Source organism: Granulicatella sp. 20925_1_45, from assembly GCF_041433555.1.
In the GTDB taxonomy this organism is placed as follows: Bacteria; Bacillota; Bacilli; order Lactobacillales; family Aerococcaceae; genus Granulicatella.
This window is the reverse complement of record NZ_JAPWBR010000021.1, coordinates 20,513-33,781: the sequence shown is the minus strand read 5'-3', so window position 1 is coordinate 33,781 and position 13,269 is coordinate 20,513. Positions and strand designations below refer to the sequence as shown.

Sequence of the window (13,269 nt, the reverse complement as noted above, 5' to 3'; positions counted from 1 at the left end):
GCTTGGGCTATTGGTTTCTACCTAGTCATTTTTAGAATCTTGTAGTGACATATTGGTCAAGAGCAAGAAGAGCATTTGCCACATCTTCGGCAGTATAGTCAACAACCATTTGGTGGATAGTTTCGCCTTCTTGTGTAGCAAGAGATCCAATCTTGAGTAAGTCTTCATACGATACAGAATCCAATTTCACTTCTTTCAGCGTTGTTGGTAATCCAAGCGCTTTATAGAAAGTAATGTATTTATCGAGTTCTTCTTTTGGACGATTTTCTAGTAACAGTTGTGTCAATGTACCATAAGCTACTTTTTCACCGTGAGTGAGAGTATGGATGTCTCCATGGATGGCAGTGAATCCGTTATGGATGGCATGCGCTGCTGCTAAACCAGCCGATTCGAAACCGATACCGCTGAGGAGGGTGTTTGCTTCTACAACAGCTTCTAAAGATGGAGTAACCACTTTGGCGTTTGCTGCTGCAACGGCTTGTAGACCATTTTCGAATAAAGTACTTTCGCAGACACGAGCGATGGCTTCTGCGGCAATCGTTGGCACTTGACCGACCATTGTGCCGCCTTGTGCTTCGATGACTGCACGAGCCTCCACCCAAGTAGCAAGCGCATCGGCAATTCCTGAGATTAATAAACGAACAGGAGCATTGGCAATGACTTTTGTATCAACTAATACTAAATCTGGGTTTTTCTTGTAGAAACGATAGCGTTCAAACACGCCTTCTGCTGAATAAATTACAGAGAGGGCAGAAGTTGGAGCATCCGTTGAAGCAATTGTTGGTAAAATCGCTACCGGACAATTTGAGTCATCCGCAATCGCTTTGGCTGTATCGATCGATTTACCTCCACCTAAGCCGATGACTACGTTTAGTTGATGTTCCTTCACAACTTCAGCAACGCGGCGAACTTCGTCATTGGTTGCTTCACCATGGAAGATTTCACGAAGAACAAACGCGCCTTCTTTTACGAGATTTTCTTCTAGTTCTTTACCGACTAAATCATAAACGATAGGGTCGCAAAGAAGGAGATGCCGATTCCCAAGAGCCAACACGTGAGAAAGACCAGTTTTAAGAACATCTTTCCCCTGAACATAACGAGACGGACTAGCAAATACTTTTTCCATAACCATAACTCCTTTATAATTTGTTTACTATTTCACTATATCGTTGAAAACGATTTCTGTCAATGGAGATTTTGTGCTGTTTTAACTAGAAATCTGAGACTTACAAAAGAGGGAAGAGAGGGTTTAGTGATAGAGAGTTTTATTGGGAATGATTCTAATCTTCAATGCTGTATGATGTTTCATCTCATGAAAACAAAATATCTCCAAAGAAAAGTCCTCAAAAATACCGTTTTTCCTTAACAATTCTTAATGAAAGAATTCTTGAAAACGGTTGTAAAACCCCTGTGCATGCTTTATAATAAAACTATAGAAATCAAACGAAGCAATTCCTAAGAGTGGTCCTTAGGGTATTTCTTCAAATCTGGTTTTCCAGATGAAAGGGGAGAGTATTATGTTTAAATATAATATCCGTGGAGAAAATATTGAGGTCACAGAAGCGATTCGTCAATACGCAGAAAAGAAAATTAGCAAATTAGAAAAATACTTTACTGACGTTGCTAATGCGACTGTATATGTCAACTTGAAAGTCTACACTGAAAAGACTGCAAAAGTTGAAGTTACGATCCCACTTCCTTATTTAGTTCTACGTGCCGAGGAAACTTCAATTGATTTATATGGAAGTATTGACTTGGTAGTCGATAAACTTGAAAGACAAGTTCGTAAACATAAAACAAAAATCAATCGTAAATCTCGTGAAAAAGGATTCGATATTGTGTTACCACCACTTCCAGAAGTGCCTGAAGAGGACGAAACAGGATTAGAAATCGTTCGTACAAAACGAATTGATTTGAAACCAATGGATAGCGAAGAAGCTGTTCTTCAAATGAACATGTTAGGACATAACTTCTTTATTTACCAAGATGCTGAAACGAACGAAACAAACATTGTTTATCGTCGTAAAGATGGAAAATATGGTTTGATTGAAACAAATTAATAAAAATTTAGGTGGCTTTTTTAAGCCACCTTTTTTGTGAATAGAAATGGCGCTAGTTTTAGCGGAAAGAAAACGGAGTTAAAGCAACAACAACTTTCCGTTTGGATAGGAAATTGGGTTTCTTTGACGTAAAAATGTAAAAAAATCGGGTGACTTTGAAAAAAGTCGCCTTTTTTTGCTTTCTTAATTAGCGAAACAATGGTAGAATAAATAAGATGCAATAGGTGTAGCCACCTATTTGTAGTACTTTTATGAGATTTAAAATGTTCACCGATTTAAAAATAATGGTGAAAATAAAAAAGGAGTTAATTAAATGGCAAATTTTTTGAGACAGTTAGTTGAAAATGATAAGCGTGAATTACGTCGTTTAGGAAAACTAGCGGATAAAGTAATTGCGTTAGAATCTCAAATGTCTGCATTAGAAGATGCTGATTTTTCAGTAAAAACAGAAGAATATAAAGCAAGATATGCTCAAGGGGAGTCTTTAGATGCATTACTTCCAGAAGCATTCGCTTTAGTACGTGAGGGAGCTAAACGTGTATTAGGCTTATTCCCGTATAAAGTTCAAATCATGGGTGGGATTACACTTCATGACGGTAACATTGCGGAAATGCGTACTGGTGAAGGTAAAACTTTAACAGCGACAATGCCTGTATACTTAAACGCATTATCAGGAGACGGCGTTCACGTAGTAACAGTTAACGAATACTTAGCCTCTCGTGACGCTCGCGAAATGGGTGAGTTATATAACTTCTTAGGCTTGACTGTAGGGTTAAACTTAACAGGAATGTCTTCAGAAGAAAAACGTGCAGCATATGCTGCAGACATCACTTACAGCACAAACAGTGAATTAGGATTTGACTACTTACGTGATAACATGGTGGTTTATAAATCACAAATGGTACAACGTCCATTAAACTACGCAGTTGTCGATGAAACAGACTCAATCTTAATCGACGAAGCGCGTACGCCATTGATTATTTCAGGACAAGCTGAAAAATCAACAGTGTTATACCAACGTGCAGATATGTTTGTAAAAGGATTAAAAGAGGAAGAAGATTATACAATCGACTTAACTTCTAAGACAATCTCATTAACAGACGAAGGGATTAACAAAGCTGAACAAACATTCCGCTTACCAAACCTTTATGACGTGGATAACTCAGCGCTTGTTCACCATATCGACCAAGCTTTACGTGCGAACTACATTATGTTACGCGACATCGACTATGTGGTGGATGAAGGTAAAGTTAAAATCGTTGATGGATTTACTGGACGTATTATGGAAGGTCGTCGTTACTCAGATGGTCTTCACCAAGCGATTGAAGCTAAAGAAGGCGTTGAAGTTGAAAACGAGTCTAAAACAATGGCGACAATCACTTACCAAAACTACTTCCGTATGTATCGTAAATTGTCAGGGATGACAGGTACTGCGAAGACTGAAGAAGAAGAATTCAGAGAAATCTACAACATGAACGTTATTGCGATTCCAACAAACCGTCCAATTCAACGTATCGATGGTCACGATTTAATCTACCCATCATTACGTAGTAAATTCCGTGCGGTTGTTCAAGATATCAAACAACGTCATGAAGCAGGTCAACCAATCCTTGTCGGTACGGTTGCCGTTGAAACAAGTGAATTGCTATCTAACTTACTACGTGCAGAAGGAATTCCGCACGAAGTATTAAATGCGAAAAACCACTTTAAAGAAGCAGAAATTATCATGTCAGCTGGTCAACGTGGCGCTGTAACAATCGCGACAAACATGGCCGGACGTGGTACTGACATCAAGCTTGGTAAAGGCGTGAAAGAACTTGGTGGACTTTGCGTAATCGGTACAGAACGTCACGAAAGCCGTCGTATCGATAACCAATTGCGTGGACGTAGTGGACGTCAAGGGGACCCAGGTGCAACACAATTCTACCTATCATTAGAAGATGATTTGATGAAGCGTTTCGGTGGAGAAAAAATGCAAGCAATCTGGGAACGTCTAAACTTAACAGATGAAGGCGACGATAACTTCATCCAAAGCAAGATGTTAACAAGACAAGTAGAATCTTCACAAAAACGTGTTGAAGGGAACAACTACGATACTCGTAAAAGCGTCCTAGAGTACGATGAGGTTATGCGTGAACAACGTGAAATCATCTACTCACAACGTCTACAAATTATTAATGAAGATCAATCACTTGAAAAAGTGACAAAAGGTATGATCCGTCGTACAATTCACCGTGTTGTGGAAAGTCATACATTGACAGATCAAAAAGAGTGGAACTTAGAAGGGATTGTGGACTTTGCTCACAACTCAATCTGTGCTCCAGATGAACTTTCAATTAGCGATTTAGAAGGCAAATCAGCTGCTGAAATCGAAGGCATCTTAAACGAAAAAGCAATGGAAATCTACAAAGAAAAACAAGAGCAATTGAATGGCGACAATCAAATGCTTGAGTTCGAAAAAGTAGTTATCCTACGTGTGGTTGACCGTAAGTGGACAGATCACATCGATGATATGGACCAATTACGTCAAAGCGTTGGTTTACGTGGATACGCTCAAATCGATCCATTAACAGAGTACCAAACAGAAGGTTACGAACGATTCCAACAAATGATTGCTGCAATCGACTATGATGTAACACGTATCTTGATGAAATCTCAAATTCGTCAAAACTTACAACGTGAACAAATACAAGGAGTTCGTAGTGTAGTGGCTACAGGTCATGATAGAACTTCTGACGACGATTCAGAAAAAGCTTAATAACAAAGGGAGACGGCGAAGCATTTCGCCGTTTTCTTTTAGAAAGAGGTCAATATGGAAATTAGTGAAATTAGAAATGCGCTTGAAGCCATGAACGAACAAATCATCAGTTATAGGAGGTCTCTTTGACTTAGATCGCTTAGAAGAAGATATAGCAGCCTACGAGCAAGAGATGTCTGAACCATCATTTTGGGATGATAGCGAAAAAGCGAATCAAGTCATTCAAAAGAATAATGAATTAAAGGCTATCTATGATACTTTCCATAAAATGGAATTAGCGCATGAAGAGACGGGTTTGTTATTTGAAATGTATAAAGAAGAGCCAGATGAAGAAGTACATGCGGAAATCGTTGAAGCGATAAAGGCTCTCGAGAAGGACTTGCAACAGTACGAATTAAGTATGTTGCTGAACGGTCCACATGATAAGAACAGTGCGATTTTGGAAATCCATCCAGGTGCTGGAGGTACGGAATCGCAAGACTGGGGAAGCATGCTCCTACGTATGTATATGCGTTGGGCTGAAAAACATGGCTATCGCGTTGAAACAGTGGACTATCAAGATGGGGATGAAGCAGGGATTAAATCTGTAACCTTGTCGATTGAAGGGTTAAATGCATACGGGTACTTACGTTCTGAAAAAGGCGTGCATCGTCTCGTTCGTATTTCTCCATTTGATGCGGCTGGGAAACGTCACACATCATTCTGTTCAGTGGATGTCGTTCCACAAATGGACGGAGATATTGATATTGAAATTAATCCAGATGACTTAAAAGTGGATGTGTACCGTGCAAGTGGTGCCGGTGGACAACATATTAATAAGACGTCTTCTGCGGTTCGTATTACGCATATTCCAACTGGAATCGTAACGCAGAGTCAGGCGCAACGTTCTCAATTTAAAAACAGAGATCAAGCGATGGCGATGTTGAAGGCAAAATTATTCCAATTAGAAGAGGAGAAGAAGGCAGCAGAATTGGCAGCTATCCGAGGAGAGCAAAAGGATATCGCCTGGGGTTCTCAAATTCGTAACTATGTATTCCATCCATATTCAATGGTAAAAGATTTACGTTCTGGATATGAGACAGGAAATATTGGTGCGGTCATGGATGGAGACTTGGATCCGTTTATGGATGCGTATTTAAAATGGACGCTTGAGGGAACGAAAGCAACTGAAGAATAATAGTAGAGAAACACCTAGTGAGAGCTGGGTGTTTTACTGTTGGAAGGCAAATTGTTTTAAGTTCGTTTTAAGTAACTGTATTATTATGGGATGAAACTTCCGTATCCTGAGTAGTTGAACTCGGAAAAGCAGAGGCTCAAGCCTTTCGTGTTTTGTCCGCACGGTCATTCTGACCGCTTGCGTCAAAACCGCGAACCGTCTTCGCCTCTAACCGCTTTTCCTCGTATCCTTAATTTAATATTTCTGTAATCTTATGTGAAGGGGTTGTAATATTTGGGTGCTATAATAGGGAGGATTAAAATATCGAAGGATTAGAAAGCTGGTGAGTTTATGATTGAAATGATGAATGTAACTAAGAAATATAATAAAGGCATCACTGCTATTAATAATTTATCAATCCAAATTAAGGATGGAGAGTTCGTTTATGTAGTAGGGCCTTCTGGTGCAGGTAAATCAACTTTCATTAAAATGATGTATCGCGAAGAAAAAGCGACTAAAGGTAGAATTCGTGTAGGTAAATATGATTTGATGAAAATTAGAGATCGTCAAATTCCATTCCTACGCCGTTATGTAGGAGTTGTCTTCCAAGACTTTAAACTCTTACAACATAAAACAGTATTTGAAAACGTGGCATATGCGATGGAGGTTATTGAAAAATCACCTCGTGAAATTAAACGCCGTGTAGAAGACGTTTTAGAGTTAGTAAACCTAAAACACCGTATGAACAATTTCCCGAATGAATTATCTGGTGGGGAACAACAACGTGTAGCGATTGCTCGTGCAATTGTGAATACACCTGGAATCCTAATTGCCGATGAGCCAACAGGGAACCTTGACCCAGAAACTTCAATGGAAATTATGGATATCCTTGAACGTATCAACGAACAAGGAACAACAATCGTAATGGCAACACACAATAGCCAAATCGTTAACGAGAAAAAGCACCGTGTAATTGCGATTGAAAATGGTCAAATTGTACGTGACCAAGAACAGGGGGAATACGGATATGAAGATTAGAACCATGGGTCGTCATATACGTGACGCCTTCAAGAGTCTTTTCAGAAATGGATTGATGACATTTGGTGCTGTTTCTGCAGTATCAATGATCTTATTAATCGTAGGGGTGTTCGTATCACTTCTATTTAACGTGAATAAAATCGGTTCAGATATTGAAAATGACGTAAACGTACGTGTGTTTATTGATTTGGCAGCTGACCAAACAAAAACAGATGAATTAGAAGCAAAAATTAAAGCCTTAGATGGCGTTGAGTCTATCACTTTCCGTTCTAAAGACGAAGAGTTAGAAGACGTAACAAAGAACTTCGGGGAAGAGTTATCATTATTTAAAAATGATGCAAACCCACTTCGTAATGCATTCGACGTAAAAGCAGTGGAACCACAAAAAACAAGTGCTATTGCGAAACAAATCGAAGGAATGGACTATGTAGCGCGTGTTCGTTACGGGGAAGCTCGTGCGGATAACTTATTCCGTATTATTGCAACAGCACGTAATATTGGGGCAGTTGTGATTTTAGGACTATTAGCATTAGCGATGTTCTTAATTTCAAATACCATTCGTGCAACGATTTACGCACGTAGAACAGAAATCGAAATTATGCGTCTGGTAGGGGCGACAAAAGCTTACATTCGTTGGCCATTCTTCTTAGAAGGCGGTATGATTGGATTAATCGGTTCAATTATCCCAATCGGATTAGTATGGTCTGTATACCTATGGGTGTATAAAGGCGGTTCAGATTTCTTCTCTGGATCAAGCTTTAGCCTACTCGATCCAAATCCATTCTTGATTTATGTTTCAGCAGGAATGGTTGCCATCGGTGTTCTTATCGGTGCGTTTGGTTCAGTTCTTTCAATGAGAAAGTTCTTAAAAAAATAATCAAAAAATGCAGAGGGAGTGCGTTATTGTGCTCCTTCTTTTTTTGTTGAAGAGCATATGCACAAAAGTTATAACGAGTTCTGAAAAACAGGTATAATCAAATAACGAGTTTCGTATTGACTCAGAATAGGGCCATCGTTTATAGTAATTTCATCAGATAAAACAATGCAATGAACAGATAAGTAAATAAAGAAGAACGTTAAAGAGAATCCGGTTGGTGGGAAAGGATACGGGGCAATTTATTGAAAATGGTCTGGGAGCAACAAAGGTGATGAAGCTTTTGCGATTTGTACTCGATAACGTACAAGGGTATCTTGCATTATGCAACGTACTTTTGGAACGGTAAACTGTGAGGTTTATCGGAATTAGAGTGGTAACGCGAAAACTTCGCCTCTAGTGTATAGAGGGAAGCTTTTTTTATGGCCCAAACCAAAGTGGACAGAGCAACCATCTGTTGGAAATTACGAAGCGCGCATGTGGTTTCCAAACAAAGAACAATCATTTAACCAAAAAGGGGACTTATAACATGAAATTTAATAAATTATTCAAAGCAACAACATTCGGACTTTTAGCAACAGCATTAGTAGCTTGTGGAAACAACACAGCAAAATCAGAAAGCACTACAGAAGCTGCAAAAGCAGAAGACAAAACAATTAAAGTAGTCGCTTCACCAGCACCTCACGCTGAAATCTTAGAAGCTGCTAAACCAATCTTAGAAAAAGAAGGGTACAAATTAGAAATCAACATCGTAAACGACTACGTAACACCAAACAACATCGTTTACGGAGGAGATGCGGATGCAAACTACTTCCAACACACTCCATATCTTGATAAATTCAACAAAGAACATAACCAAGATTTAGTTTCTGTAGGGAACGTTCATATCGAACCAATGGCAATTTACTCTAAGAAATATAAATCATTAAAAGAATTACCAGATAACGCAGTGGTATATGCATCAACAAACCCTGCTGAAGTAGGTCGTTTCTTAAGCTTCTTCACAAAAGCTGGATTAATTAAATTAAAAGATGGCGTGAACCCTGTAACTGCTGGATTAAGCGACATTGCTGAAAATCCAAAGAATATCCAAATCAAAACAGAAATCGCACCTGAATTGTTAGTATCAACTTACGAAAATAATGAAGGGGATGCAGTGATTATCAACTCAAACTTCGCAATCGATGCTAAACTTTCACCAGTGAAAGATTCAATCGCTTTAGAAGATGGAAGCTCACCATACGCTAACTTAGTCGCTGTAAAACCTGCTGATAAAGATAAAGCAAAAATTCAAGCTTTAATCAAAGCGTTACAAAGTGATGAAATCCGTAAATTCATCAACGAAAAATATACAGATGGTTCTGTAATTCCTGCGAAATAATAAAAAATAGTAAGAGAACAAGAGGAGTGGAAAGATACAAAGCCAAAAGCCTTGTACTTTCCGCTCCCTTTTGACCATTAAGGAGTGAAACAATGATTCGAGTAGAGAACGTGTCCAAAACATATACTGGGAAACAAGGCACGGTTGAAGCTGTAAAAGATGTCTCGTTAGAGATTAGTAGAGGCGAAATTTTTGGAGTGATTGGTTTTTCAGGTGCGGGTAAAAGTACATTAATCCGTTTGTTAAATGGACTTGAGACAGTTACAAGTGGCCATATTTATATTAATGAAAAAGACATTACAACCTTAAAACGCAAAGAGCTTTTAAAAGAGCGTCAAAAAATCGCGATGATATTCCAACATTTCAATCTTTTATGGTCGAGAACAGTCGAAGAAAACATTGCTTTTTCACTTGAAATTGCAGGCGTTCCAAAAGCCGAGCGTAAAGCTAAGGTAGCCGAATTAATCGATTTAGTTGGACTAACCGGACGTGAAAAATCTTATCCATCACAACTTTCTGGGGGACAAAAGCAAAGAGTAGGGATTGCCCGTGCGTTAGCTAACGATCCAGAAGTCCTTTTATGTGACGAAGCTACGAGTGCACTTGACCCTAAGACAACAAAAGATATCTTAAAATTATTAGTAGAAATCAACCAAGAACTAGGGTTAACGATTGTGTTAATTACGCATGAAATGCATGTCGTTCGTCAAATTTGCCACCGTGTTGCCGTGATGGAAGAAGGACGAGTAGTGGAAAGTGGGGAAGTGATTGAAGTCTTCAAAAATCCACAACAACCAATTACAAAACAATTCGTGGGAGAAGAACGTGTGGATGATGAAATCGATGAGGTATTCCATCATCTTTCAACGTCCCTTCGCCCAGGTGTAGCAGTTCGTATTCAGTATTTAGGCGACCGTACAGGAGACGCCGTATTATCTGAAGCGATTCGTAAACTCGATGCAACAGTATCGATTTTACAAGCGAAGGTAAATATTACGCAAAAAGGGATATTAGGAAGCATGATTATTTTGATTGAGGAAGAATCTTCAAAAGCAGAAGAGGTCATCGAATATCTTAAACAAGCAGAAATTATCGTGGAGGTGTTAGAGCATGTTTAATCTATTTTTAGCATCAGCAAGCCTAGATGAACTTTTCAGAGAAATGTTTTCGTTCGAGAATGTTGTATGGCCTGATGTCATTAAAGCTATTAATGAAACTCTCTATATGACCTTCATTCCAACGTTCTATGTATTTGTCATTGGATTAATTTTAGGACTCCTTCTTTTCTTAACAGGAAAGGGTCGCAGTCTTGAAAATACATGGGTTCATCTTATTTTAAGCGGAATCATTAATATTTTCCGTGCGATTCCATTTATTATTTTACTAACATTATTGATGCCTTTTACAAAAGCCATCATGTCAACGATTGTAGGGCCTAAAGGGGCAATTCCAACATTGATCATCAGTGCAGCGCCATTTTATGCGCGTTTAGTGGATATCGCGTTAAATGAAATCCCGTCAGGAGTCATCGAGGCGGCAGAATCAATGGGGGCAAATACCCGCCAAATCATTACAAAAGTGCTGATTCCAGAATCACTTCCAGCACTTGTATCAGGGATTACCGTAACGGCAATCGCGTTAATCGGTTCTACAGCAGTAGCTGGTGTTATCGGTGCGGGAGGATTAGGAAACTTAGCTTACCTCATTGGTTATACACGAAACAAAGTAGATATCATCTTTGTCGCTACAGTAGCCATCCTTATTTTGGTATTTATTATCCAAATTATTGGAGACCGTGCGACTAAAGCTATTGATAAGCGATAGTTTCTTTATCTTCCATATTAAATGATGTAAAATAGCAATAGACTTCACTGTCTATTGCTTATTTTATTGGAGTGTGATTAGATGTCAGGATTAACCGTAAGACTTTATGAAGAGTATTTAGCAGATGTCTATAATAATCGAAAAACTGACCAAGGGCTCTTTATTAAATTAGTCGAAGAAATTGGAGAAGTGGCAGAGCAAATTAGTATTCGTGACGGTAGAAAAGATGGGAATACTGAGGAAGTACAAGCTGAACTTGCAAAAGAACTAGCAGATGTCATCCATTATACGATTGCGATTGCCGCTGTAAACGGCATTGATTTAGAAAAAGTCATCTTGGAAAAAGACCTCAGTGCCGCTATTAAATATAACCATACAACGAACTTAGTAGAGTTTCTTCAAAAGACAGCAAAATACGACTAGTTTACAGCAAGAAAACACTTGCTTTCCACCCTTGTTTAGAGTACGATAGGACATGGAAAAGTAAGTGAAATGATGGGTACAGAAAGTTCTGATTGCTGAGAAAGAACCCCCGCTCTTTAACTGAACCTACCAAATAGGTGATTATGAAAATAATCCGGTGAAATCATCGTTATCAATGTTAAAGAGACATTTACAACGTAAGTGTAATTAAGGTGGTACCGCGAGTCATTCGTCCTTTTTTAGGGGAGTGGCTTTTTTTATTTCACAAAAAACGAAAAAGGAGTCAAGCAGATGGCAGAAAAAACAAACTTACAAAGAGAAGATTTTTCTAAATGGTATATTCAAACCATTCAAAAAGCAGATTTAATGGACTATTCACCAGTGCGTGGATGTATGATTTTCAAACCAGACGGATATGAAATCTGGGAACATATTCAAGAGGAGTTCAACCGTCGTTTCAAAGAAGAAGGCATTCGTAATGCGTACTTCCCAATGTTAATTCCAGAAAGCTTCTTCACAAAAGAAGCAGACCACATTGAAGGATTCGCTCCTGAATTACCATGGGTGACAGAAGCAGCTGGTGAAAAATTAGAAGAACGTTTAGCGCTTCGTCCAACAAGTGAAACAATGATTGGAACAGCTTTTTCAAACTGGATCAATTCATACCGTGACCTTCCATATGAAATCAACCAATGGGCGAACGTATTCCGTTGGGAAAAGAAAACTTTACCATTCTTACGTACTTCAGAATTCTTATGGCAAGAAGGGCATACAGCACATGCAGATGAAGAAGATGCACGTCGCCGTACAATGAGAATGTTAGATATCTACAAAGAAGTTGTAGAAGGCGTATTAGCAGTGCCGGTTTATGAAGGACAAAAAACTCCTTCAGAACGTTTCGCAGGCGCGGTAGATACTTACTCAATCGAAGCGATGATGAAAGACGGTAAAGCTGTTCAAGCGGGAACTTCTCACTACATGGGAACAAAATTCGCTGAAGCTTTCGATATCAAATATTTAACAAAAGAAAACGAACACGTACACGCGCATACAACTTCATGGGGAGTATCGACTCGTTTAATCGGTTCATTAATCATGACGCACGGTGACGAACAAGGATTAGTATTACCTCCAAAAGTAGCTCCAACACAAGTAGTCTTAATTCCAGTTGGACCATGGAAGAAAAATCCAGCTATCTTAGAAAAATTAGAAGAGCTTCAAAAAGAATTGAAAGCTGCTGGATTACGTGTGAAGATTGACGACACTGACAACTCTCCAGGATTCAAATTCAATGAGTGGGAATTACGTGGCGTGCCAATGCGTATCGAATGCGGACCTCGCGACTTAGAAAACAATCAAGTGATGACAAAAATGCGTGACTTAGATGAAAAAGTAGCGGTAGGATTCGACGGTTTAGTAGATACAATCTTAGCTGAATTAGATAAAATGCAAGGCCGTCTGTTAGAAACAGCTCGTGCGATGCGTGCGTCTAACGAATATACAAACATTGATACTTTAGATGAGTTGAAAGCTCATATCGAAGCTAAACGTGAAGCTGGAGAAGTACCTGGTTGGGTATTAGTTGGTTGGGATGGAACAGAAGAAAGTGAAGCGAAAATCAAAGAAGAAACAGGCTTCACAACTCGTAACATTCCATTTAACGCTCCAGTGAAAAAAGAAAAATGTATCGTAACTGGTAAACCAGCCACTCATACGGTTTGGATTGCTCGTGCATATTAATCGATTAGGAACTAG

General features: G+C 39.0%; 11 protein-coding genes and 2 other annotated features. Of the genes, 10 read left to right on the top strand and 1 reads right to left on the bottom strand.

The window, feature by feature from the left end:
* Positions 1-31: 31 nt before the first annotated feature.
* The gene (locus O3798_RS07280) at positions 32-1,126 is read right to left on the bottom strand and encodes a glycerol dehydrogenase (RefSeq protein ID WP_371464111.1); all 1,095 of its coding nucleotides are present in this window, start codon (positions 1,124-1,126) and stop codon (positions 32-34) included.
* Between the two features lie 391 nt (positions 1,127-1,517).
* Between O3798_RS07280 and hpf the strand changes: the two genes are divergently transcribed.
* From hpf to proS, 10 genes are all read left to right on the top strand, one after another.
* Positions 1,518-2,060 (top strand): ribosome hibernation-promoting factor, HPF/YfiA family, encoded by a 543-nt coding sequence (gene hpf / locus O3798_RS07275; protein WP_371445714.1) that lies wholly within the window; start codon positions 1,518-1,520, stop codon positions 2,058-2,060.
* Between the two features lie 313 nt (positions 2,061-2,373).
* Positions 2,374-4,818, top strand: a complete 2,445-nt coding sequence (secA, locus tag O3798_RS07270; RefSeq protein ID WP_371464110.1) for a preprotein translocase subunit SecA — start codon at positions 2,374-2,376, stop codon at positions 4,816-4,818.
* A gap of 54 nt (positions 4,819-4,872) precedes the next feature.
* Positions 4,873-5,995 (top strand): peptide chain release factor 2 gene (gene prfB, locus O3798_RS07265; protein ID WP_371464109.1). Its coding sequence is split into 2 segments (ribosomal slippage): positions 4,873-4,944 and positions 4,946-5,995, totalling 1,122 coding nucleotides; the frame shifts between segments, so codons are not numbered across the junction.
* A gap of 330 nt (positions 5,996-6,325) precedes the next feature.
* Positions 6,326-7,012: a cell division ATP-binding protein FtsE gene (gene ftsE / locus O3798_RS07260; RefSeq protein ID WP_371464108.1), complete on the top strand. Its 687-nt coding sequence runs from the start codon at positions 6,326-6,328 to the stop codon at positions 7,010-7,012.
* Positions 7,002-7,889, top strand: coding sequence for a permease-like cell division protein FtsX (ftsX, locus tag O3798_RS07255; protein ID WP_048711769.1), 888 nt, complete (start codon positions 7,002-7,004; stop codon positions 7,887-7,889). The genes ftsE and ftsX overlap by 11 nt, the downstream gene beginning before the upstream one ends.
* 161 nt (positions 7,890-8,050) lie before the next feature.
* Positions 8,051-8,287 (top strand) — a binding site (T-box leader).
* 128 nt (positions 8,288-8,415) lie between these two features.
* Complete coding sequence (locus O3798_RS07250; protein WP_371464107.1) at positions 8,416-9,267, top strand: MetQ/NlpA family ABC transporter substrate-binding protein; 852 nt, start codon at positions 8,416-8,418, stop codon at positions 9,265-9,267.
* 92 nt (positions 9,268-9,359) lie between these two features.
* A complete protein-coding gene (locus O3798_RS07245) occupies positions 9,360-10,385 on the top strand; it encodes a methionine ABC transporter ATP-binding protein (protein WP_048709653.1) in 1,026 nt (341 codons plus the stop codon).
* Positions 10,378-11,091 (top strand): methionine ABC transporter permease, encoded by a 714-nt coding sequence (locus tag O3798_RS07240; RefSeq protein ID WP_371464106.1) that lies wholly within the window; start codon positions 10,378-10,380, stop codon positions 11,089-11,091. Before O3798_RS07245 ends, O3798_RS07240 begins: the two co-directional genes overlap by 8 nt.
* Positions 11,092-11,172: 81 nt before the next feature.
* Positions 11,173-11,514, top strand: a complete 342-nt coding sequence (locus O3798_RS07235; RefSeq protein WP_048713535.1) for a MazG nucleotide pyrophosphohydrolase domain-containing protein — start codon at positions 11,173-11,175, stop codon at positions 11,512-11,514.
* 36 nt (positions 11,515-11,550) lie between these two features.
* Positions 11,551-11,754, top strand: a binding site (T-box leader).
* Positions 11,755-11,805: 51 nt separating this feature from the next.
* Positions 11,806-13,254, top strand: a complete 1,449-nt coding sequence (gene proS / locus O3798_RS07230; protein WP_371464105.1) for a proline--tRNA ligase — start codon at positions 11,806-11,808, stop codon at positions 13,252-13,254.
* Positions 13,255-13,269: the final 15 nt, after the last annotated feature.